At 63.5% G+C, this 22080-nt stretch carries 26 protein-coding genes and 1 pseudogene; 13 read left to right on the top strand and 14 right to left on the bottom strand.

Translation table 11 applies throughout. From position 1 onward, the window contains the following. The first annotated feature begins 42 nt into the window (after nt 1–42). The gene (locus C5L14_RS12205) at nt 43–516 is read left to right on the top strand and encodes an Lrp/AsnC family transcriptional regulator (RefSeq protein WP_105862314.1); all 474 of its coding nucleotides are present in this window, start codon (nt 43–45) and stop codon (nt 514–516) included. A gap of 53 nt (nt 517–569) precedes the next feature. Here the strand turns inward: C5L14_RS12205 and C5L14_RS12200 are convergent. After that, nucleotides 570–1562 (bottom strand): annotated as a pseudogene (locus C5L14_RS12200) (molybdopterin cofactor-binding domain-containing protein); the annotation flags it as partial. Between the two features lie 50 nt (nt 1563–1612). Between C5L14_RS12200 and C5L14_RS12195 the strand changes: the two are divergent. After that, nucleotides 1613–2155, top strand: coding sequence for a LysR substrate-binding domain-containing protein (locus tag C5L14_RS12195; protein ID WP_245443359.1), 543 nt, complete (start codon nt 1613–1615; stop codon nt 2153–2155). Here the strand turns inward: C5L14_RS12195 and ribB are convergent. From ribB to C5L14_RS12165, 6 genes are all read right to left on the bottom strand, one after another. Then, nucleotides 2101–3396, bottom strand: coding sequence for a 3,4-dihydroxy-2-butanone-4-phosphate synthase (gene ribB, locus C5L14_RS12190; protein ID WP_105862311.1), 1296 nt, complete (start codon nt 3394–3396; stop codon nt 2101–2103). The two genes, C5L14_RS12195 and ribB, sit on opposite strands and share 55 nt — an antisense overlap. 77 nt (nt 3397–3473) lie before the next feature. Then, nucleotides 3474–3824 (bottom strand): anti-sigma factor family protein, encoded by a 351-nt coding sequence (locus C5L14_RS12185; protein WP_105862310.1) that lies wholly within the window; start codon nt 3822–3824, stop codon nt 3474–3476. Then, nucleotides 3821–4267: a sigma factor-like helix-turn-helix DNA-binding protein gene (locus tag C5L14_RS12180; RefSeq protein WP_105862309.1), complete on the bottom strand. Its 447-nt coding sequence runs from the start codon at nt 4265–4267 to the stop codon at nt 3821–3823. The genes C5L14_RS12185 and C5L14_RS12180 overlap by 4 nt, the downstream gene beginning before the upstream one ends. Before the next feature lie 144 nt (nt 4268–4411). Next, nucleotides 4412–5392 (bottom strand): nickel/cobalt transporter, encoded by a 981-nt coding sequence (locus C5L14_RS12175; RefSeq protein ID WP_105862308.1) that lies wholly within the window; start codon nt 5390–5392, stop codon nt 4412–4414. Beyond that, nucleotides 5389–6036, bottom strand: a complete 648-nt coding sequence (locus C5L14_RS12170) for a DUF1007 family protein (protein ID WP_105862307.1) — start codon at nt 6034–6036, stop codon at nt 5389–5391. Before C5L14_RS12170 ends, C5L14_RS12175 begins: the two co-directional genes overlap by 4 nt. A 280-nt stretch (nt 6037–6316) precedes the next feature. Further along, nucleotides 6317–7330, bottom strand: a complete 1014-nt coding sequence (locus C5L14_RS12165) for a zinc-binding alcohol dehydrogenase family protein (protein WP_105862306.1) — start codon at nt 7328–7330, stop codon at nt 6317–6319. Nucleotides 7331–7433: 103 nt separating this feature from the next. On the opposite strand from C5L14_RS12165, the gene C5L14_RS12160 reads away from it, so the two are divergent. Beyond that, entirely contained in the window at nt 7434–7808 is a 375-nt protein-coding gene (locus tag C5L14_RS12160; protein WP_105862305.1) for a winged helix-turn-helix transcriptional regulator, read from the top strand. Nucleotides 7809–7918: 110 nt separating this feature from the next. On the opposite strand, the gene C5L14_RS12155 is transcribed toward C5L14_RS12160, so the two are convergent. Both C5L14_RS12155 and C5L14_RS12150 read right to left on the bottom strand, forming a co-directional pair. Next, nucleotides 7919–8638, bottom strand: coding sequence for a DUF1045 domain-containing protein (locus C5L14_RS12155; protein WP_105862304.1), 720 nt, complete (start codon nt 8636–8638; stop codon nt 7919–7921). A gap of 21 nt (nt 8639–8659) precedes the next feature. Then, nucleotides 8660–10246: a gamma-glutamyltransferase family protein gene (locus C5L14_RS12150; RefSeq protein ID WP_428832620.1), complete on the bottom strand. Its 1587-nt coding sequence runs from the start codon at nt 10244–10246 to the stop codon at nt 8660–8662. 216 nt (nt 10247–10462) lie between these two features. Between C5L14_RS12150 and C5L14_RS12145 the strand changes: the two genes are divergently transcribed. Together C5L14_RS12145 and C5L14_RS12140 are read left to right on the top strand one after the other, a co-directional pair. Further along, entirely contained in the window at nt 10463–10720 is a 258-nt protein-coding gene (locus C5L14_RS12145; RefSeq protein WP_105862303.1) for a hypothetical protein, read from the top strand. A 31-nt stretch (nt 10721–10751) separates the two neighbouring features. After that, a complete protein-coding gene (locus tag C5L14_RS12140; RefSeq protein ID WP_181161142.1) occupies nt 10752–11687 on the top strand; it encodes an alpha/beta hydrolase fold domain-containing protein in 936 nt (311 codons plus the stop codon). Here C5L14_RS12140 and C5L14_RS12135 read toward each other — a convergent pair. Further along, nucleotides 11662–12087, bottom strand: coding sequence for a DUF1330 domain-containing protein (locus C5L14_RS12135; protein ID WP_245443358.1), 426 nt, complete (start codon nt 12085–12087; stop codon nt 11662–11664). The two genes, C5L14_RS12140 and C5L14_RS12135, sit on opposite strands and share 26 nt — an antisense overlap. Nucleotides 12088–12268: 181 nt before the next feature. Here C5L14_RS12135 and C5L14_RS12130 point away from each other — a divergent pair, with 181 nt between their 5' ends. Next, nucleotides 12269–12604 carry a GIY-YIG nuclease family protein gene (locus tag C5L14_RS12130; RefSeq protein WP_105862300.1) on the top strand — a complete coding sequence of 112 codons (336 nt, stop codon included), beginning with the start codon at nt 12269–12271 and terminating at the stop codon, nt 12602–12604. 187 nt (nt 12605–12791) lie between these two features. Then, a complete protein-coding gene (locus tag C5L14_RS12125; RefSeq protein ID WP_105862299.1) occupies nt 12792–13061 on the top strand; it encodes a hypothetical protein in 270 nt (89 codons plus the stop codon). 38 nt (nt 13062–13099) lie between these two features. Here the strand turns inward: C5L14_RS12125 and C5L14_RS12120 are convergent, their stop codons facing one another. Further along, on the bottom strand, nt 13100–14812 hold the full coding sequence (locus C5L14_RS12120) for a vWA domain-containing protein (protein ID WP_105862298.1): 1713 nt from the start codon (nt 14810–14812) through the stop codon (nt 13100–13102). A 366-nt stretch (nt 14813–15178) separates the two neighbouring features. Between C5L14_RS12120 and C5L14_RS12115 the strand changes: the two genes are divergently transcribed. After that, nucleotides 15179–15481 (top strand): hypothetical protein, encoded by a 303-nt coding sequence (locus C5L14_RS12115; protein WP_105862297.1) that lies wholly within the window; start codon nt 15179–15181, stop codon nt 15479–15481. A gap of 601 nt (nt 15482–16082) precedes the next feature. Next, the gene (locus C5L14_RS12110) at nt 16083–16670 is read left to right on the top strand and encodes a L,D-transpeptidase (protein ID WP_105862296.1); all 588 of its coding nucleotides are present in this window, start codon (nt 16083–16085) and stop codon (nt 16668–16670) included. 647 nt (nt 16671–17317) lie between these two features. Here the strand turns inward: C5L14_RS12110 and C5L14_RS12105 are convergent. The 3 genes from C5L14_RS12105 to C5L14_RS12095 all read right to left on the bottom strand — a co-directional run bounded on the left by C5L14_RS12105 (nt 17318) and on the right by C5L14_RS12095 (nt 18662). Then, nucleotides 17318–17506, bottom strand: a complete 189-nt coding sequence (locus tag C5L14_RS12105) for a hypothetical protein (protein ID WP_105862295.1) — start codon at nt 17504–17506, stop codon at nt 17318–17320. Nucleotides 17507–17823: 317 nt separating this feature from the next. Further along, nucleotides 17824–18042 (bottom strand): hypothetical protein, encoded by a 219-nt coding sequence (locus C5L14_RS12100; RefSeq protein ID WP_105862294.1) that lies wholly within the window; start codon nt 18040–18042, stop codon nt 17824–17826. A gap of 203 nt (nt 18043–18245) precedes the next feature. Then, a complete protein-coding gene (locus C5L14_RS12095; RefSeq protein WP_181161141.1) occupies nt 18246–18662 on the bottom strand; it encodes an RT0821/Lpp0805 family surface protein in 417 nt (138 codons plus the stop codon). Between the two features lie 99 nt (nt 18663–18761). On the opposite strand from C5L14_RS12095, the gene pdxH reads away from it, so the two are divergent. The 4 genes from pdxH (at nt 18762) to C5L14_RS12075 (ending at nt 22016) form a co-directional block, all read left to right on the top strand. Next, nucleotides 18762–19412 carry a pyridoxamine 5'-phosphate oxidase gene (gene pdxH / locus C5L14_RS12090; protein WP_428832619.1) on the top strand — a complete coding sequence of 217 codons (651 nt, stop codon included), beginning with the start codon at nt 18762–18764 and terminating at the stop codon, nt 19410–19412. Between the two features lie 148 nt (nt 19413–19560). Continuing rightward, on the top strand, nt 19561–20313 hold the full coding sequence (locus C5L14_RS12085) for an SDR family NAD(P)-dependent oxidoreductase (RefSeq protein WP_105862292.1): 753 nt from the start codon (nt 19561–19563) through the stop codon (nt 20311–20313). A 147-nt stretch (nt 20314–20460) separates the two neighbouring features. Further along, on the top strand, nt 20461–21279 hold the full coding sequence (fabI, locus tag C5L14_RS12080; protein ID WP_105862291.1) for an enoyl-ACP reductase FabI: 819 nt from the start codon (nt 20461–20463) through the stop codon (nt 21277–21279). A 155-nt stretch (nt 21280–21434) separates the two neighbouring features. Next, the gene (locus C5L14_RS12075) at nt 21435–22016 is read left to right on the top strand and encodes a histidine phosphatase family protein (protein ID WP_245443357.1); all 582 of its coding nucleotides are present in this window, start codon (nt 21435–21437) and stop codon (nt 22014–22016) included. Nucleotides 22017–22080 lie beyond the last annotated feature (64 nt).

The raw sequence follows: 22080 nt of genomic DNA, 5'->3' as shown, positions 1-22080 counted from the left end.
TGTCGCATAGTATGCGATAGAATGATGCCTTGATCGCTATTTATGCCAAAATCCTCGATATCGCTCGATAGTCGCGACCGCGCCATTCTCCGGCTGCTGCAGGCCGATGGCCGCCTGACCAATGTCGACCTCGCCGAAAAGGTCAATCTCTCGCCCTCCGCCTGCTTGAGAAGGGTCAAGCTTCTGGAAGAACGTGGACTGATCTCGCGCTACGTCATGCTGCTGGATGAAAAGGAAGCCGGGTTGCCGGGCGTGGCCTTCGTGCTCGTCACGCTGGACCAGCAGGGACGCGGTGCGCTCGATGCCTTCGAGGCGGCGATCCAGCGTCATCCCGAGGTGACGGAATGCTGCCTCCTGGCCGGCGCAGCCGACTATATGGTCCGTGTGGCCTATGCTGATGCTGCCGATTTCGAGCGCATCCACACCGAAATCCTCACCCAGCTTCCCGGCGTGGTGCGCGTGCAGTCGACGCTTGCGCTACGAAGCGTCAAGAAGACGACCGCGCTGCCGGTGTGAGAAGAAGCGGGTCTCACTCGCATATCCCGATCGCTCCCTCGGGGGTTGTCTTCTCACGTCGTTTGCGAGAGATCGAGCGGCAGACCGCGCAGATGCCGGCCGATCGCCGCGGCCACGGCGTTGCCGATCGCCGGAGCGACCGGCGGCAGACCTGGCTCGCCGATGCCGGTGGGCGCTTGCGTCGACTTGACGATATGCACCTCCACACGCGGCATTTCGCGCATGCGTGTGGGTTCGTAATCGTCGAAATTGCTTTGCTCGACCATGCCGTCCTTCAAGGTGATGCGGTTGCGCAAGACCATGGACAGCGCGAAGCCGATGGCGCCCTCGATCTGAGCGGTGAGTACGTCAGGATTGACGGCGATACCGACATCAATGGCCGCCACCATGCGCTCGACCTTCACCGCCTGGTCCTCGACTGTGACTTCGGCCACCATCGCCACGCGGGTGCCGAAGGATTTGTGAAAGGCGATGCCGCGCCCCTTGCCCTTCGGCATAGCCTTGCCCCAGTCGGCTTGCTCGGCAGCCAGCTTCACCACGGCGACATTGCGCGCGTCGTCCTTGAGCAGATCGAGACGGAACGCGACGGGATCGATGCCGGCGATCGTTGACAACTCGTCGATCACCGTCTCCATGACGAAGGCGGTGTGCGTATGGCCGATGGAGCGCCACCAAAGCACGGGTGCGGGCGAATCCACGTTGTGCTGCACGACGTGGAAGTCCGGAATGGCGTAGGGCGTATCGGCCACGCCCTCGACGCTGGTGATATCGAGCCCTTCCTTGTTCACGCTGGTCGCCTCGAAGGGGGTGCCGGTGAAAATGGGTTTGCTGGCAAGGTGGTGCTCCCAGCCCCAGATCGCACCGCCTGCGGTCAGGCCGACACGGATCCTGTGCAGCACCATCGGCCGATAGAAGCCGCCCTTGATATCGTCTTCGCGTGTCCAGATCAGATGCACGGGAGCCCGGCCATTGATGGCCTTGGCTGCATGGGCGAGCTCACGCGTCCAATCGGCCGCGGGGTTGCCGCGTCGTCGAGATCCACCAGCCGCTCGACCTAGTGCGGGAGGGAATCGACTGCATCGTGAGGGCCGGGGCCTTGACGGACACATCGCTCGTCCGCCGCAAGCTCGCTGAGCTGAGGCGGGGTACCTTCGCCAGTCCCGACTATCTCGCGCGGTTCGGCACCCCTCGCACACCCGAGGATCTGGCAAACGGCCACCGGCGGGTTGGGCTCTTGGCGCCCGATCAGCCTGCCAGTGCGGCCTTCACCTTCACCGTCTCGGGCAAGGTTCGGGAAGTGAACCTGCCGATCGACATTACGGTGGCGGGCCCGGAGACCAATTTCGCCATGGGGTGCGCGGGCCTGGGTATCGTCCAGATCCCATTTTATCGCGTGCGTTCCGAACTCGCGAACGGGACGCTGGTGGAAATCCTCAGCGAATTTCCGCCGCTGCCGATTCCCGTGCATGTGCTCTATCCGCAGGCGCGTCCGCTGTCACCACGCCTGCGGGTTTTCATCGAATGGCTGGAGGAGCAATATCGGACGCGCGATCGAGCCGCGATGCAAAGCGGCTCGCCGCCGGATCACACCGTCTCCGTGCCCTTGATCTCGATGCCGAAGCCGCTGAGGCCGATATAGGTGCGCGGCTTGGTCGAGAGCAGTTTGATCGAAGAGACGTCGAGGTCGCGCAGGATCTGGGCACCGAGCCCGACTTCGCGCCACTGTTCGTTGCGTACGGCCTCCGAACCGTGGTCCGAGCCGTGCGTCACCATGGGGACGCCCGCGGTGCCGTCGCGCAGATAGACGATCACGCCCCGGCCTGCTTCCTTGAACTTGGCGAGGGAGGTGCCGAGCGTCTTGGCGCCGCCGAACACATCCGTCACCACATCGGCGCGATGCAGGCGGGTCGGCACGTTCTCGCCGTCGCCGATCTTGCCATAGACGAAGGCGAGTTGCTGCACTTCGTCATAGGGCGTGGTGTAGGCATAGGCGGTGAGCGGCCCGATCTCGCTCTCCACGGTGAAGGTCGCCACGCGCTCGACCAGCTTTTCGCGGGCCTGGCGGAAGGCGATGAGATCGGCGATCGAAACCACATGCAGGCCGTGGGTCTCAGCGAAGGCCATGACTTCGGGGCCGCGCTTGACGGTGCCGTCATCATTGGCGAGTTCGCAGATCGCCGCGACCTGGGGCAGGCCGGCGAGCTTGCACAGGTCCGTCGCCGCCTCGGTATGGCCGGAGCGCATCAGCACGCCGCCTTCCTTGGAGATGAGCGGGAAGATGTGGCCGGGGCGCACGAAGTCCGTGGCGCCCATATTGGGATTGGCGAGCGCCCGCACCGTGTTGGCGCGCTGCTCGGCCGAGATGCCGGTGGTCAGGCCATGCTTGACGTCGACGGTGACGGTGAAGGCCGTGCCGAGCGGAGCGTCGTTCTGCGACACCATGGGATCGAGTCGCAGGCGCTTAGCCTCCTCCAGCGTCAGGGGCGCACAGACGATGCCGCAGCAATGGCGAATGATGAAGGCCATCTTCTCGGTGGTGAGGTGGCTCGCGGCGATGATGAGGTCGCCTTCGTTCTCGCGGTCGTCGTCGTCGACCACCACCACGATCTCGCCGCGGGCAAAGGCCTCGATGGCGGCCTGAATCTTCTGATGGGACACGACAGTCTCCTTGAGATGGTCTCGAACCGGGGCGAGGCCCAGAAAATCATTGGGAGTGACGCTGCCGCCGGTTGCTTCGGCAATGCGTCCGGCGGTTTCGCGGGAAATCCACGCCGTCTCGTCGTTGCACAGGGCGGTGATGCTCGCAGGCGACAGCCCAACCGTCTTGGCGAAGGCGCTGCGGGGGGTGGCGGTCTGCTTGAGCCAGGCGTCGAGTTTCATGCCGCCAACTTAGGCATGAAGGTTTTTAATTTCAACTGAAATGTTGTGCGATTTTCAGTATTACTGAAATATCAAAATCAAATGCCGATCAGAGCACGCAAGGTCGGCATGGCGAGGTCGAGAGCCAGGCCGACGGCGATGCCGGCGACGAAAACCCCGATATAGGTCCAAAGCGTGCTGTCACGATGCCATGCGACCGGCTTGTCGTGGCGGAGCTTCAGCATCATCGAAAGCGGCAGGGGTTCGCGCGCGATGGGAGCGAGAGCCGCATGCAGAGCCTCGCTCTGGCGCTGCCAGGTCGCGGCACGCTCGCTGCCCTGGGGATCGGTCTCCAGCGCCTCGCGCGTTTCCCGCTCCACCCGCGCGGAGAGCCGGCCATCGACCAGGGCATTGAAGATCCGATCCGGAATACGGGTGGGTTCGGTCATTTCACGATCCGCAGCACGGCGTGGCGCTGTCCGTCCACCTGGCGCGAAAAGGCCTCGCGAGCTCGGGTGAGACGGGCGATGAAGGCCTCTTCGCGTACAGCGAGCACGGCCGCGGCGGTTTCGTAGTCCAGCCCTTCGATAATGATCAGGGCCAGGACTTCGCGATCGCCCAGGGGCAGGCGCTCGAAGGCGCGCAGGATGTCGGGATGGCCGGAACAGCCGGCCTTGATCGGCGGCCTTTGTGTCTTGAGCTGATTTTCACGGTCGTCGAGGTCGCGGCGGCGGGCGATCAGGGCCGTAAGCAGGCGGGTATAGTCGAGACGCTTGCCTTCATGCGCCGACAGGATCTCGAGGACCAGCGCATCCGCCCCGTCGGAATCCTGGCTGAGCGCCCGGGCGAAGCGCCTCAGGCGCTGGACGACGGCTTCTATCTGCTGGCCCATCGGTCGATCCTCCGGCCGCCTCCGGCTGGCCGCTTCTTCCTGCGGATTGAGCCGGAAAGTCGCGCTGGGCGCACCTTTCGGCACACCTTGCACCATCATACTGCGCGGCTTTTTTACGGCCAAGCATTTTGGCGATGGCAGGGCCTATGCGGAGGGTAAATTTATCACGCCGGCAAGCAGGATGAGGCCGAGCGCGAAGACCATGAACGCAAGGCCCATTTCAAGCGTGCGCACCGTGATGGCGGCGGCAAAGCTTTGCGGGGCGGCAAGGCGGACGGCGAGGCTCTTGGCCAGCACCGCGACGGTGGCAATGACGGCGATGGTGAGGGCGGTGCCGAGGCCCATGGCGAAGGTCGCGATGATGCCGGAGCCGTAGATTCCCTGCCGCCAGGCGAACACCAGCACGATGATGGCGCCCGTGCAGGGCCTGAGGCCGGCGGCAAGGATAGCCCGCATATTGTTGCGCTTGGCAGTCTCGCTGTCGGTCGGCAAGGCGAGATGGCCGCAATTGGCGTCATGGACATGGATGCTGGCGCCGGGCAGGCCGAAGCGGGCGGCGATCAGCCCCCAGAGGGCGCGGCCCTTGCGCCAGAACAGCCAGGCGCCCACGGCCATCACCATGAAATTGGAGAGGCGCTCCAGCATCAGGGTGGAGGCATCCATGGTCTGGGCGGTGACGTTGAGAATGGCGGCCAGCACCGACACCATGGCAATGGCGGACAGCGCCTGCACCAGTGCAAAGGCGCCGGAGAGCGCGATGCCGCGTTTCACCGCCTCGTCATTGGCGAACAGATAGGAGGAAATCACCGCCTTGCCGTGGCCGGGACCGGCGGCATGGAAGACGCCATAGCCGAAACTGAGGGCGATCAGCCCGAGGCTGGCGGTGCCGTTCTGCTTGGATTCCTTCAGGGCGTCGACGAGCAGCTGATAATAGCGGGCGGTTTCGCTGAGGATCCAGGCGAGGAAGGGACTGGCGGGGCCGGTGATCGATTGCTCCGGCCGGCTGATGCCGAAGGGCGTGCTCTTCTGCGCGAGGGCCTCGCCGGCGGCGAGCAGCAGCAGAACCAGCACGGCCGGCGCCGCATGCGCGATCCGCCTGGAAATGCGGCCTGTACCCGTTGTCACGGGCAGTTCACCTGGATGTTGTTGGCGAATTTGGCGCCGAAATCCTTGTTCTGGTCCAGCGCGCTGAAATAGGCCTCGTCAAGCTGCAGGGCGGCGGCCTTTTGCTCCTCGCTCAGCGGCTTGGGCCTGATGACGTTGAGTGCGCAACCCTGCGGGGAGCCGTCGAGCTTGGCGGGGGTCTCGTCATCAAGGGTGAAAGCGACGTAATAGGTCGGGTCGTAGATCTGGATCGCCAGGGCCTTCTGCCCCTGCGTCTGCGGGGAGGACAGCGGCAGGAAGAAATGCAGGGTCAGGACGCCGTTGGTGAAATCGAGATAGGGGTCGACCGGATCCTTGAACAAAAGCTCCTTGCCGCCGAGCTTGGCGAAGGTGAAATAGCCGAAATCCTTGAGGTTCTCGACATTGGTCTGCGCCAGCGGGGCAAGGGCCTGGCGGCTGTAGCTGCCATCCGCACTCTGCTGAAGTCCCTGCGTGGCATAGGAGGAGAAGGCCTCGTCGAAGGTCCAGTGCTGCTTGACGCCGGTTACGCGCCCCTTGTCGTCGTAAACGATCTCGCTGGCCGAATTGACGAAGACATGCGGATGGGCCGCAGCGGGTCCGATGAGGCAGCCGAGCAGCACGGCGGCGAGAAGAAGCGAGCGCATGAACGATCCGGATTGCAGCGGGCGGGAACAAGAGCGATTCACCACCCGGAGGGTTGTAACCCGCCGAGTGGGGCGGAAGGATGGCGCTCTCCGGAGCAAAGCGCGTTCACGCGTGGACGCTCTTTACTCCGGCTTTTTGGTCCGACGCGGCTTTGCGATTGGCGGGTGATTCCCTCCAATCGCAAAACGCCATCGCCTCTGGCCCTGAAGCGCATGCGTTTCATAACAGCTTCCAGCTTCGGAACCTTTAATGCGACGCCCAGCAGGCCGGCTGCATATCTCAGAAGCCCTCCAGCACGATCTTGCCTTTGGCGCGCCCGCTTTCGATCAAGGCATGGGCCTGTTTCAAATTCTCGGCATTGATCGGGCGGAGCACCTGGCTGAGCGTCGTGCGGATATTGCCTGCATCGATCAGTTCCCCGACCTCGTCGAGCAGTTTGCCCTGCTCGCCCATGTCGGGCGTCTCGAAGATGGCTCGGGTGAACATCAGCTCCCAATGGATCGAGACCGCCTTACGCTTGAAGCCCATGATGCTCAGTGCCTCGGGGTCGTCGATTAGCCCGAACCGGCCCTGCGGCGCGATCAACTCGACGATCTCGTCGAGGTGGCGCTGGGTCTCGGTGGTGGAAAAGACGAAGGCAGGCGCACCGATGCCAAGGGCGGCGACCTGTTCGGCGATCGGCTTGCCATGGTCGACGACATGATGCGCGCCCAGCTCACGCACCCAGTCCTGCGTCTCCGGGCGCGACGCAGTGGCGATGACCGTCACGTCGGTCAGCGCGCGGACGAGCTGGATGGCGATCGAGCCAACCCCGCCGGCGCCGCCGACGATCAAGATGGCATTGGCCGCTCCGGGCACGGCACGACGGATGTCGAGCCGGTCGAACAGCATCTCCCAGGCCGTGATGGCCGTCAGCGGCAGGGCGGCGGCCTCGGCATTCGACAGGCTTTTCGGTTTATGGCCCACGATGCGCTCATCGACCAGATGGAACTGGCTGTTGGCGCCGGGCCGGGTGATCGAGCCGGCATAGAACACCTCGTCGCCGGGCTTGAAGGTGGTTACCGCTTCGCCGATCTCGGCCACCCGGCCGACCGCGTCCCAGCCCAGGATCTTCCACTCGCCCGCCTCCGGCGAAGCCCTGCGGCGCACCTTGGTGTCGACCGGGTTGACGGAGATCGCCGCGACCTCGACCAGAATGTCGCGGCCGGTTGCCTTGGGACGGGGCAGCTCGATATCCTCCAGCGCCTTCGCGCTATCGATGGCGCCGGCCGTCCTGTATCCGATCGCTTTCATGGTTCGCTCCTCAGCGCTGATTGCTGTGGGCGGAACCTGTGCTTATGATCGGATATCGTCAATAGGCACAAAGAAAGCCTATAGTGTCAAAAAGGATACTGTCATGGCCAAAGCACGCCATTCCCGGTTCGATTGCGCGCCGGGCTGTTCGGTCGAGGCTGCCATCGGCCTGATCGACGGCAAGTGGAAGTCGATCATCCTGTTCCATCTGCTTTCGGGCACGCTGCGCTTCAGCGAGATCCGCCGCCATATCGCCAATGTCACGCCGCGCATGCTGACCAATCAACTCAGGGAATTGGAGGAGGATGCGCTGATCGAGCGCAAGGTCTATGCGCAGGTGCCGCCCAAGGTGGAATACAGCCTCTCGCCGCTCGGCCGCAGCATGGAGCCGGTCCTGCTGGCGCTGAAGGCCTGGGGCGATGCCCATATCGGGCTGTACGGCAAGCCGCATGCCGCCGAAAGGGCGGACGCGGCCTGACCATGGCGGAAAAAGCCGGCGTCGTCAGCCCTGGAGCAAAGTGCGATTCTCCGAATCGCACTTGCTTTCTAATTCCTTGTTTTGACGCGTTTTCTTAATCGAAAAGTCTATCAACTTTTCTGGAAAACGCCCTGGAGCAGGGCGACGTCGATGACGCGGAAACGCCCGCCATCGTCCTGGCGGAACAGGCCGAGACGGTCGATGTGCAGGCGGGGGCCGACCTCGAGCTCCCGCGCTCGCCGGTCCAGGCGCTCGCCGATGGCTGCGGCGTTCTCGATGGCGCCCGACAGCGTCATGTGGAAGCGGAATTCCTCGCGCACATAGGGATAACCGTGGGCATGGAGATAGGTGCGCTGGCGTTCGCTCAGGCGCTCGGGATTGCGGCGGGCGATCTCGGCGGGCGTGAGCGGCGCGCGCAGCCTGTCGAAATGCTGGACGATAATGCGCTCCAGAACGCGCACTTCGATGGGATCATAGGGCAGGATCAAGGCCAGAAACGATTTTTCGGGGGTCGATGAGCTGATCGGTCGGATTGTCCAGGCATGATCTCCATGCGTGGTGTATTTGCGTGCGAAGGTTCGAAATGCCTCGATAAGGCCGCCTTCATCGGCATCGTCAGCCAGGCGGAAGGGCGCTTTCAAGGTGGCATGAAAGCCATAGAGCCGAGGGTCGGCGGTCATCGCGTGCCAGTCCGCCGCCGCAATGCCGGGCGGATGCCATTGCGGCACGTCCTGGCCGGTGAAGGCGTCGTAACCCAGGACTTCGCTGCCGAAGCGCCAGAGCGCCGAATCGGCAGAAGGCACATAATAGATCGCGTAACGTGTGGCCATTCTCAAGCGTCCATGACAATTCTAAAGCCCCAGGGCGCCGCCGTCGGCGCGCGGGTCGTGCACGGCCTCGATGCGCCCGTCCCTGCTATGGCGGACGAGTGCTCCGGCATGGCCGAAGCTATCCGCATAGGCCGCGCCGATGTCGATGGCATGACCGGCGCGGTCGAGCGCATTGAGAAGGCTCTCGTCGAAACGATCTTCCAATTGCAATGCGGATTTTCCGGTTCCCCCGTCGCGAGCGAGCGTGAAACGCGGGGCGTCGACGGCGGCCGCGAGGCTTTCGCCCAGGCGATAGCGCGAGAATATCTGTGCCAGGATCTGCGGCTGGGCATCGCCGCCCATGGTACCGAACGGCATTGTCCGCCCATCGGAAAACAGCGCCATGGCCGGCGCAAGGGTGTGGAAGGGCAGGCGCCCGGGCGCCAAAGCGCGGGGCGAGCGCGCGTCCAGCGAAAAGGCCACGCCGCGGTTCTGCATCAGCAAGCCGGTCTTCGGCAGGACCAGGCCCGAGCCGTAATCCCCATAGAGCGACTGGATATAACTGACGGCGAGGCCTTCCCTGTCGATCGCGCCCATCCAGACGGTGTCCCCCTTGGCACCCGGCAGCGGGAAGGCGGCGGCACGCGTCATCGAGATCGCCGCGGCTTCGTGGCCGAGGAAGCCGGGGGAGAGAAAGCCGGCGGGATCGGCGCTCATCACGGCCGGGTCGGCGATCTCGCGATCAGTGATGGCCGATGCCCGTTTGGCAGCCTCGACCAGGCCATGGAGGTGGTCGAAGCTACTCGCCCGCTCGAGGCCGAGGCGCTCGGCGAGGCCAAGGATGATCAGGGTGGAAAGACCTTGCGTCGGGGGCGGCAGGCTGTGGAGCGTGACACCCTGCAGGGCAAGGCTCAACGGTTCGCGCAGCCTTGCTTCATAGCGCCGGAGGTCTTCCCGGCTGACGAGGGCACCGGCGCGGTCGAGATCGGCCGCGATTTCACGGGCCGCGTCGCCACGATAGAAATCGTCGAGCCCGGCATGAGCGAGTTGTTCCAACAGTCCCGCAAGGGCCGGCTGGACGAAGCGGTCTCCAGCCTTGGGGGCCTCGCCGGACGGCATGAAGTGGGCGGCGAATCCCGGGACGGTCTTGAGTTCGTCGATTTCGGCCGGCTCGACGCGAGCCTGCGAAGCCGACACGGGAATGCCTTCTCGGGCATGGCGGATGGCGTCTTCCAGCAGCAGGGCCAGGGGCAGCCGGCCGCCGAAGGCTCTGGCCATGTCGGCGGCGATCTGCCAGCCGGCGATCGCGCCGGGAACGGTCAGGCTGGAAAGGACGCCGCGAGACGGCACTTCGTCATGGCCGAGATCGCGCAAGGCCGAGAGGGTGGCCCGGCTGCCGGCGGGGCCGCAGGCCTGGATCGCCCGGACGCGGCGGCTTTTGTCGGCCACCAGCCAGAAGCCGTCGCCGCCGATCCCGTTCATATGCGGGTAGGTGACGGCGATGGTGGCTGCCATGGCGATCATCGCCTCGATGGCGTTGCCGCCCTGGATCAGGATGCGCTGGCCGGCTTCGTTGGCCGGATGATGGGGCGTGGCGACGGCGGCATGACCGAAAACGGGGGTTTCCATGGGCAGGGGCTTTCCAGGCGAAGACTTACATGGACGATTTGTCATCTCACACACCCTGCGATCTGCCGGAATCGCAAAGGCGCACGGAAACAAAGCGTTAGCGCAAGAGTGCCAATTCGCTCCAGCGCGCTTCTTTCCAGAAGGGGCGTAGCAAAGCGCGACGCGATGGTATAGAGGCATGGGACGACGTTCACGGAAGCCGCCAGGGAGCCGCCTTTGCCCAGCTCTGACAAGTCCATCAATTGGCCCAGCCTGATCACCGTTTGCTCGGCCGCCATTCTGATCGGCACCGAGTTGCTCGGTGCGGCCTGGGCTTCCGGTTGGGCGCTGGCTGGCTTTTTTCAGCTTGGGCCCACGGTTGAAGTCGTTCTGCAATGCGTGTTCGGCCTCGTGGCCTTCTATGCCATTTTCGTCTTCCTGCGGCAGGCCAGCCGGGTTGAGCCGATTTTCAAGCGTGAAGGCGCCAGATCCTAAGGCGAAAACTCTCGAGGCGCCGTCCGGCGGGATGCCCGCGGCCGCCGAGCCCAGTTTCGCCTCACGCTCGCTCCATGGTCTGTTTCGCCTGCTCAGGGTGAAGGATTGGGCTAGGCCGCCGGTTCTGCAGGCGTTGATCCGCCTGAGCCGCAGTACCGGCCCTGCATTGCCCTCCGCCCGCTTGCGCAATCTGTGTGAGATCCGGCAGGACATTGCGCACGGTGACCGCGTGTTTCATCTCGGAGCCCGCGATGGCGGGAAGGCGCCCTTTCACCTGCTCTATCTGCATGGCGGCGCCTATTCGTTTGCGATCAGCTTCCTGCATTGGCGCTTTCTCGAAAATCTGATTCGGCGCACCGGCTGCAGCGTCACGGTGCCTTTCTATCCGCTGGCTCCCGAAAACGGTCATCGGAAAGTGCTGGCGAGCGTGCTGGCGCATTACACCGATCTGTGCGCCCGGGTTGCGCCGGAGCGTGTGGTGGTGATGGGCGATTCGGCCGGAGGCGGGCTGGCGCTCGCGCTGGCCCAGGCCCTGGTCGCGGCCGGCCAGCCTCAGCCTGGTCAGCTCGTTCTGCTTTCGCCCTGGCTCGACCTCACCATGGACGACCCGGCGACACTGGCGCACAGGCCGCATGATCCCGTGATCACGCCCGAGGCGGCCCGCGCGGCCGCACGCCTCTATGCCGGCGACCTGCCCTTAAACGATCCCGCGGTCAGTCCGCTCTATGGCGAGATGCGGGGGCTGGCGCCGATCGCCATCATGACCAGCACCGCCGATCTCCTCAATCCCGAGGCCCACAGGCTGGAGCAGCGCTTGAAGGCGGCCGGGCAGCCCGTCGAACTCCTCGAGCAGGCCGGCATGGTGCATGCCTGGATGCTGTTGCCGCTGCCGGAGGCCGAACGCGCGCGAAGGCAGATCGGCGAGTTGTTGAATGCGCGCTTCAGGCCGGAATCGGCAACTGCGTGAGCGGCAGCAAACGGGAATCAGCCAGGGCGGCGGTGCGGTGCCCGAGCCCGGCGAGATAGTCCCCGTCGTCGGCAAAGGCGAGGAAGCTCTGTACCGTGGCCTGCCGGACCAGCATGACCTGGTCCCAGCGTTCCGTTTCGGGCCCGATCAGGAAAGCCCCGCCAGTGCCGAGGAACAGCAGTTCCCCGCCGCTTCGCGCCAGAAAGGGCAGCGTGTGGAAGATATAGCGTCGAAAGGCTTCCTCGCCGCTGATTTCCGCGGCAGGGGCGAGACCCGGCGATGCCGAATAGTCGGCGACCTCACGAAAACGCAGCAGGTTGAGCATGGTGACGGGTCCGGAAAGGCCGCGCATTACGAAGGCCCGTCCAGCCTCCTGCGAGGGAGAGAGAAAAGGCGGCATGATTTTCCTCGGCATTCGGGAAGGTCCAGCCCTGGATAGGCCGGGTGAAACTGCCGGGTTTATATCCGGGAGAAATTTTTGAAGTCAATATACCCGGGTAATATTGCGGAGTGTGCGGATCTGGTTTAAGGCTGTCCGCCGAAATTCAATGCCATTCCGGCTGGGACGAAGGAGGCCGCCCATGAAACGTGAAGAGCGCAAGGCGGTCGTCGACGCCTACAAGAAGCGCAAGATCGCAGCCGGCATCTACGCTGTCCGCTGCGCCGAGACAGGAGACTGCTGGGTCGGCCGGGCGCCGGACCTCTCCAAGATCCGCAACAGGCTCTGGTTCACCCTGGGCCAGGGCGTCAGCCTGAATCAGGCCTTGCAGACTGCTTGGAAGAAACATGGAGAGCACGCCTTCAGGCTCGAGATCGTGGAGGAACTCGAGGATGAGGAGGTCGCCTTCGTGCGCGAACGGGTCCTGAAGGAGCGGCTCGATCACTGGGTCGCGGCCCTGGCGGCAAAGCCGATTTGATATCGCCCTCCGGAAGAAAGACGCGCTTTCCCAGCGTCTTCACCCTGACATAGCGTCGCAATGCCAAAGCGTTTCTGCGACGCTGAAGGCGCCTCAATCCGGCTGGTCGATCTCGAGCGATGTGATGCTTCTCATTTGCGGCTGGACCAGCGCATGATGTGCATCGTGGTTACCGGGGGCTCTTCGCATGTCCGATCTTCCAAGCGACGATCAGCTTCGCAGCACGCTGGCGCGAACGCTCGGGCTCGTCTTCGAGGATTGGAGCATGCCCGATCCGACACGAATGGAGTTGGATGTCGAGCAGGCGATTCGACTGGCGGTGCGGCGAGCCTGGCCGGACTTGACCGTCACCACGGTGGTGGCCGGCCTACGGCACGAGGGCGAGGTCGACACCATCGAACTCCTGGTGGCCGATACCCGCAGCGGCGCAAGGAGACGATATCTGGTGTTCCCCTGACATAAGCGCGTTCACCGACTGCGCCGACGAAGCCGGGATCATTGTGGCAGGGCCAGCTTCACCTCATTGCGAATGCCTGCCCTGATCTCGACGTCCTGGACGGTGCTGACATCGCCCTTCCAGGCACTGATCTTGTATTTGCCGGCAGGCAGGACGTAGTGCGCCGGCAGGGTGTAGAGCCGGGTGATTTCCTTCGCCTCTCCATAAATATCGGTTTCGGGGCTGGTGATGCGCACCGAATCCGCGCCCGGTGCGTCGAGGGCGGCAAGGCCCGCATCGAGGGGGAAGGAAGCCGTCACCGTTTCGCCGGCCTTGATCTCCAGCGGGAAGACCCGGTCCACACCGTCGATATGGACATGAACGCGGTACGTGCCGGCTGCAATATCGAAGACCGGCTCGCCGTCATAGGCATCGGCCAGGAATGATTCGCCGTCGACCGCTGTGGCGCCGGCGAGGATCTCCACATGGGGGTCCTTCGCAAGGGAGCCTCCGGAAACGAACACAACCTTGCCTTTGAGCTTGCCCACCCCGGCGATGATCTCGACGGGAACCGTTTCGGCCGGTGCGACCTCGACGTCGCGGGACTGGATGGACGTGCCGAGTTTGAGCGTGACGCTGTATTCGCCCGCCGGCAGGATGACCGCCGTCTCGGCATCATAGCTGGTGAACAGGTCGTCGGTGCCGCCCTTGGCCTTGACGGTCCAGGTCGCGTTTTCCAGGGCGGTTTCCGTCGCCGTCCGCTTGGCACGCAGGCCGAGGCGGCCGGCGTTCAGCGCCATGTCGACGCGGTTCATCTCGCCGGGTTTGATGGTGACGGGTGCCCGCACGCTGGCCTGTCCGGCCGTGAGCGTCAGGATGTAGTCGCCCGGAGCAACCTGTTCATGGATGTTGGCGTTGTAGCTGGTCATCACCGTTTCAGGGGGGACGCCTTCCGGCGCCAGCCGGGTGAGTTCCCATTGCAGATTGTCGGTGAGCGGATCGTCACCGGCGGCCAGCCGGGCATAGCCGGTGAGGTTCCACGCCGGTCTGGGCTCCGCCTTGGGTTCGATCTTGGGTTCGATCTTGGGTTCAGGGGGTGGTGCCGGCGGAGGTGGATTGCCCTGAGCGGCATGGACGGCCTGCTGGATCGCCTTGGTGAGTTCGCCGGCATCCTCGGCCTGCAGGGCGATGCCGCCTGTCGCCGCTGCCATGCAGCGCAGTTCGCGATTGGCCTCCGGATCCTTGATGTCGAAGCCGACGGTGTCGACGACGAGGTCGATATCGGCCTTCTTCAGCTTGGCAGCGACCTCGCAGGGGTCGGCGTTGCATGTCTCGACGCCGTCCGAAACCAGGATGATGGTCGCCCGACCTTCATGCCCCTTCATCGCCTCGGCGGCGGCTCGCACGGCGTCCGTCATCGGTGTGCGGCCCTTGGGGGTCAAGCCGCCGACCATGGTCATGAATGTCTGCCCGTCGACAGGCCCGACCGGCTTGAGCATCTCGATGTCGGCACAGTCGCCTTTTCGACGGTGGCCATAGACGATCAAGCCGAGATGGTCCTCCGAGGGCCAGCCTTTCAAGATGGTGCCGACGGTTTGGCGGGCCGCTTCGATCTTGGTGATCGCGCCAACCTTGCCCCACATCGAGCCCGAGGCGTCGAGCACCAGCATGACGCGAGCTCCTTCCTCGGCCCGCGCGCTCGCGGCAAACGCCAACGAGGCGCCGGCCAGGCCGAGGAGGCCCAGAAGGGTGAAGCAAAAGCCTTTCTGCATGGAAAACTCCAATGGAGTCGTCGTCGGACGCCTGTTGCGCCATGCTCGCCCTTTGCAGGTTCGAATACAAGCAAAGGTTGTGGCGCCCGATATGGCCGCGCACCGCGTCTCCGCCCCCGGTTACCACTCTGTGCGCTTTCGCATAGGCGGATAGAGGGCGATGGTGTTCTCTCGATAGCAGCGGCGCCCCCTCCCATATGCCGCCGATGCCCTTCTTCCCCCTGATTGGACAGGCGGCATGAGGATACCGCCCCACAGCGATGTGCGAAAACGCACAGCGCGAAGGGGCCGTTTCCAATTAACCATTGCTGCATCAGCGGGGCCGAAATTCAGCACGAGCCCACGCAAAATCGTCGGGGACTATCGATGTTGACCTCAAACGAACGCCTGGCCTGGAACGACGATGTCGACATGTCGGCGCCAGATATCACCGAGCTGCATCGCGCCTATATGCTGTCGATCCGACAGCACCAGCGTCTGCTGGGAGAGCTTTGCGCGACCTTGTCCAGCCTCGGTGTTGCCATCAACAATTCTCCTCTCGACTCCCAGATGCGGGATGCCCTTTCCGCCGGAGTCGGCCGTCATGTCGACCTGGCCCGCGGAATTATCGCCGGAATCGACAGCGCCCTGAGCTTCTCGGCGCCGACGCGTCCCTCGACTGCTCATTGACGAATAGTCGCTGCTGCGGCGGCCGGCTGTGCCGTAAGGCACAGTGGTGCAGCGACCGGGAAACCGGGTTGCCGTGGACGTAACTCTACTCTCCATAGCAGTAACTTGAGCGGGCAGGCCTTGCAGGAGGTTTGTCCGCTCCTTTCAGCTTGGGCATCCTGTAGAGAAAAAGCCTCACACCCGTCTCGCCAGGAGAGAGGTGTAGTTTTTTAAAGAATGTAGCCTGCAATTCTTATGCCTGTCCCGACTTCCTCTCAGGAAACGAGGGCGATGTGCCTGGCCATGGAGAGGTGCGTCGATGTCCCGGTGCTCATGGCCTTAATTCTTTGTTTCGACGTGCCTTTGCAAGTCCCGGCGATTGTGCCGGATCGCAAAACCCTCCGGATTTGAGGTTCGCGGGGGCGGCGACGCTGCAGCGTATGATATCGGCAACACTTCTTGTTTTTTAATCACGCCGCATTGACACCCACTGGTTGTTTCATTTTTGTACTGTGCATGTGTTGAGGTTTCCGGCTCTCGTCTGCCTGTACCGCCGGGCTTAACCGAACAGTAACCATAATGATGGCGGTACTAGCTACGCGCTGACGTATTCGGGGGTACTATGAAACTGGTCCATTATGCCGTGCTCGCGGCCATGTCGCTGAGTCTGGGCGCTTGCCAATATACCAAGACGGCCGATCCCGTGCTCTCGGAGCGGGACGCGCAGTTCATGGCGATGATTCCGACCGGCGACGTGGACAAGATGTATGCCCGCTACATGGTCGACAATCCCACCGGAGAGCCGCCGGGTGTGATCGTGGTCGAGACCAAGCAGCATCTGCTCTATTACACGCTGCCCGACGGCAAGGCGATGCGCTATGGCGTGGCTCTCGGCAGCGAAGCCTTCGGCTGGACGGGCGAGGCGGTCATCGATCACAAGGCGGAATGGCCGACCTGGAATCCGCCGGCCGAGATGATTGCGCGCTGGCCGCATGTCAAGCGCACCGAAGGGGGCTGGACCAACCCGCTGGGGGCGCGCGCGCTCTATCTCTTCCAGGGCGGCAAGGACACGCTTTATCGCATCCATGGCACCAACGAGCCCGAGAAGATCGGCCGCAGCGTATCGTCCGGCTGCATCCGTATGCGCAACATCGATGTGATCGATCTCTATAACCGCGTTCCCGCCGGCACCAAGGTGATCGTGCGCTGACGATGGATTTCGGCGCTGTGCTGAGCAGGGCGCGAAATCCAAGGTGATCTCGACAAGAGCCCCGGATCTCCACCGGGGCTTTTTGTTGTCCAGGTCGCCCCGCCATTCGCTGTCATGGCCGTCTGCTGGCGCTGTCCTCCATGGGCGCCTGCCGCGGCGGGTTCGGCGGAGAAGGCGATCATTGGGGGCGGTCAGGAAATGACGGAGGGGCCCAGCCGGATCCGTCCAGTGAAACAGCCGATCTTCGCTGCACGGCGGCGAGAGACGCAGGAGCAAAACGCGCTCGAGTGCGATCGCCTAGTTGCTCTAGCGCTTGTTTCGACGCGTCTTTGCGATTCGAGGTGATGCCGTCTAATCGCCAGACGCTCCAGGCGCCCTTCGGCATGAACAAAGATGTGGCCGGGATCCAAGTCTGGGCAGCGGAGGCAATGTGCACAGTGTGCCGGGAGTTCGATCAGCTCGGCGTATCGAGTGCAAACGGCCGAAGGCGATTTCAACCGGCAGCTTCGGCGCTTTCTCGTCCTGCCAGGGCGGCTGATATCAGTCGGCCATCGCCCAACCGTACTTACGCACAAAAGCACCGCATCCGGAAAAGCCGGTTGCCAGCCGTGACAGGTCTAGTGCCGTAAAGGAAAGTATACCAGGTCTTACGACTGGGCCATTTGCTGGAGGCGGGTATAAGCTGCCTCCGCGCTCATCTGGCGCTGATCCTTTTCTTTGCGCGCTGCCCCGACGGCTGCAGCCAGAGCCGGCATGGCAATCTTGCCATAACGATCCTCGAGCTTTTCCCGCTTGTCCTGAGCGGGCTGCTGGAGACGCGATCCCTCGATGTCCATAATCTGGTCCTCAACCAAGATACACGACAGCTACGTGTGCAGATTTAGGCAGGTACGACAATAACTTGGCTTATAATTGACAGCGAAGGCGCGGGAATTATGACGGAACGGCGACATGATTGGCCCAATTGCGACATCGATGCTATTTTGCTGCAACATGTTGCAAGAACGTCACAAGTAAATGAGCCGCCACGTCATAAAGAAAAGCCGCGCTTTGCGGCGCGGCTGCGATGCATTGATAAGTTCAATATTACCGGTATGCCGCATTCAAGCCGTCGTGGCCGCGTCGCATATCGACAAATGCAGAATGTTTTCGCTCAAGCGGCGAGATCGTCGTCTTCCTCGCGCAGGCAGGCCGGCATTTCATATTTGGGTTTTTCAGGCTTGGCCACCACTCGCGCCACCTGCGCCGCAGCGGCGGCGACAGCCGAAATGCCGATGGCACGATAGAGATGCTGCAACTGTTCGCGCGGGGACCCCTGCTGGGGTGCGGGCCCTTCGCTCGGTCGGGCAGAGGAAAGAGGGGAGGTCGTCATGATTAACTCCATACGCAACGACACGCTCTACTTGCATTCACCCTGAAGGTGCTTTGAAGCGAGGTGAGGGCCGGACTGTGAATATTTGGCGGCGAAGCTATCATGGTTAACGTGAAAGCCCCGTGATACTTCGCACGGCATGGTGAACAGTATAAGCTCAGCCACCTGAATGTTCGATTAACCGGGTTGGCGGCGCCGGCGATTTATGCCCTCGGCAGGGCCCAGGGCTGCACGCTGACGATGGACCAGGGCGTACCGCTCTTGCGGCAGGATTTGCCTTGGTACCATTGCGCCGGGTTCGATCCCCTGACCGTCCCGCCGCTTTGGCCCGACTGTGCCGCTACGAAGCTGCGGCAGGTGAGCTTGTTCTCGACATAGGGCTCGGCCACGGGCGTCACCGAGCCATGGGCGTTGGTCGCCATGTTGGACCATTGAATCGAAGCGCCTGGATTCTGGGGATCCATGGCGGCCTGCAGAGCGGCCTTGGCCTGCTGCCAGTCGGCATCGGTCATGCTGGCGTTGAAGCGAAGATCCTGGGCGGGGATCGAGCCCGTCGTCGTCTGGTCCTCGGCGGAACCGAAGATCGGGCCGAGCGGCGTCGAAATGGCGCAGCCTGTCAAAATGACACCGGCGAACAGCGCTGACAGTGGGCCGCGGACGCGGTACGCGTTATAAGCGCCCTTGAAGGCGAACAGGCTGAACACAGTGGAGCCACCCCAATGACCATGACGTTAGGTAATCCTGGCACGGGCGAGTTAACGCCGGGTGACTCCGCCGGCTTCCTGGATGCGTCCGAGCCATTTTTGTTGTTCGCGCAGTGGCTCGCGGAGGCGGAGAAATCCGAGCCCAACGATCCCAACGCCATGGCGCTCGCCACGGTGGATACCGAGGGCCTGCCGGATGTACGCATGGTGCTGCTCAAGGGCCTCGACGACAAGGGCTTCGTCTTCTACACCAATACGCAGAGTGCCAAGGGCCAGGAATTGGCCGGCACGCCCAAGGCCGCCCTGCTGTTTCATTGGAAGAGCCTGCGCCGGCAGGTGAGGGTGCGCGGGCCGGTGGAGCGCGTTACGGATGCGGAGGCCGACGCCTATTTCGCCACGCGCCCGCGCGGAAGCCGGATCGGTGCCTGGGCCTCGCAGCAGTCGCGGCCGCTTGAGGGGCGTTTCGCCCTCGAAAAGGCGGTGGCGACCTATACGGCCAAATTCGCCATCGGCGAAATTCCGCGCCCGCCCCACTGGACGGGCTTCCGTATCCTGCCGGTGCAGATCGAATTCTGGCACGACAGGCCGTTCCGGTTGCATGACCGCCTGGTATTCCGGCGCGGGCAGGCGCACGGTGGCTGGCAGCGAGAGCAGCTCTATCCCTGAGATCATCCGGCCCCAGCGATCCGAATGATGGCCTGACCTTCGCTCGCCTGTCGCGGCGATCCGTCGCCCTATTTCATTTGGGCGTCGTGATATCTATGTCTTGTGGCACGGCTCCCTGGAGCCGCCTCTTTTTCGATCGGTTATTCTCATGGCAAGCAGTTCCGCCCAGCATCCGCAGCGCGCGATGATCCTCACCGGCGCCTCCCGAGGGATCGGACACGCGACCGTCAAGCGCTTTTCAGCGGCGGGCTGGCGGGTCATCACCTGCTCCCGCCATGCTTTTCCCGAGGAGTGTCCTTGGGAGGCAGGGCCGGAGGATCATATTCAGGTCGATCTCTCGGACCCGGGCAATACAGAAGAAGCGATCGAGGAGATCAAGCGCCGTCTCGACGGCAGCGGCCTGCATGCGCTGGTCAACAATGCGGCGATCTCGCCCAAGGGCAAGAACGGGTCGCGCCTGAGCAGCATCGACACCGGGCTTTCCGATTGGCAATGGGTGTTCCAGGTTAATTTCTTCGCGCCCATCATGCTCGCGCGCGGGCTGATCGAGGAACTCGAACAGGTCAAGGGATCGGTGGTGAACGTCACCTCGATCGCCGGCGCGCGTGTCCATCCCTTCGCCGGTGCGGCCTATGCGACGTCAAAGGCGGCCCTGGCGGCGCTGACCCGCGAAATGGCCTCGGACTTTGCGCCGCGAGGTATCAGGGTCAATGCGATCGCGCCCGGTGAGATCGATACGTCGATCCTGTCGCCCGGCACCGAGAAGATCGTGGCTCAGATCCCGATGCGCCGCCTCGGCACGCCGGACGAGGTGGCCAAGACCATCTATTTTCTGTGCACGGATCAGAGTTCCTATGTGAACGGGGCCGAGATCGCCATCAATGGCGGCCAGCACGTCTGACGGCAATCTTCCGGGAACACAAGGCGGCGGAATATACGTCCGGCATGACGGTGCGGGTCTATTCCTCAACAAATAGGTCTATCGCCCCTTCCCCCCTGCGCAGCCTTCCGTTATTCATGCCGTTCCTTTCGAATAGGCAGTTGCGGAATGACAGCAAGTGGATTGATGGCCGGCAAGCGCGGCCTCATCATGGGTGTGGCGAATAATAGATCGATCGCCTGGGGTATCGCCAAGGCGTGCAGGCAGCATGGCGCCGAGCTCGCCTTCACCTATCAGGGGGATGCCCTCAAGAAGCGCGTCGAGCCCTTGGCTGCCGAACTCGATGCCTTGGTCGTCGGCCATTGCGACGTCACCGACGGCGCTAGCATCGATGCCGTGTTCGCCGAGGTCGCCGCCAAATGGGGCAAGCTCGACTTCATCGTCCACGCCATCGCCTTTTCGGACAAGGATCAGCTCGACGGCCGTTATATCGAGACGACCGAGGAGAACTTCACCAAGACGATGCTGATCTCCTGTTATTCGCTCACCTCGGTCGCCCAGCGCGCCGAGAAGCTGATGACGGATGGCGGCTCGATCCTGACGCTGACCTATTACGGCGCCGAGAAGTGGATGCCGCACTACAACGTTATGGGCGTGGCCAAGGCCGCGCTCGAGGCGAGCGTGCGCTACCTCGCCGCCGACCTCGGCGAGAAGGCGATTCGGGTCAATGCCATCTCTGCCGGTCCGATCAAGACTCTGGCCGCCTCCGGCATCGGTGACTTCCGCTACATCCTGAAGTGGAACGAATACAACGCGCCGCTGCGCCGCACCGTCACCATCGAGGAGGTGGGCGAAGCGGGGGCCTATCTGCTTTCCGACATGTCGCGCGGCGTGACCGGCGAAGTGCACCATGTCGATGCCGGTTACCATGTGGTCGGCATGAAAAATCCGACCTCCCCGGACATCACGCTCGCCGGCAAGGACTGAGCGGGGGAGGGCAGGCTTTGGAGCACCGGTCCAGCAGTTCGTGAGTGGCCGGCAGCACGAAAACGAGACGGGCGTCCGCCGGCTGGCGTCATGCCCGTTTAGGGAGGCAGGACGGCCTCCCGTCTGGTTCATGCGTCCAAAGCAGGAGTAAGCCCGTGGCGCCCACACTTTACTTCATGCGCCACGGCGAGACCGACTGGAACGCCGAAGCGCGCCTGCAAGGCCAGCAGGACATTCCCCTCAACGAAGCCGGACGCAGGCAAGCCGCCGAGGCTGGCCACAGGCTCGCCGAGATCCTGCCTGAGCCGGATGGCCTGCCTTGGCTGGTCAGCCCGCTGGGACGCACGCGCGAGACGGCGGAACTGGCGCGCAAGGCGATCGGCTTGCCGCCGCAGCGCTACACCACCGACGATCGCCTCAAGGAGCTGACCTTCGGCGATTGGGAAGGCCGCACCTGGGCTGAATTGCGTTCGGTGGACCGCAACATGGTGAAGGCGCGCACGGCCGACAAATGGGCTTATGTGCCGCCGCGCGGTGAGAGCTACGCCATGCTGCACGACCGCATCGCGCTCTGGCTCAAGACGGTGACGCAGGATCAGGTGGTCGTCAGCCATGGCGGCGTCGCCCGTGTGCTGATGGTGCTGCTGGCCGGAAAAGCCAGCGGCCAGGCCGCCGAGGAACCGATCTGGCAGGGCAAGCTCCTGGTCTTCCGCAACAAAACGGCCGAATGGGTCTAGAATATCTTCGCGGCTGACCAGAACCGCCGAGGCGGGTAGCGGCTTCGGCGGTTCTGGCCATCAG

This window comes from Labrys okinawensis, from assembly GCF_002982075.1.
In the GTDB taxonomy this organism is placed as follows: Bacteria; Pseudomonadota; Alphaproteobacteria; order Rhizobiales; family Labraceae; genus Labrys; species Labrys okinawensis_A.
This window is presented reverse-complemented; position numbering and strand designations above follow the sequence as displayed.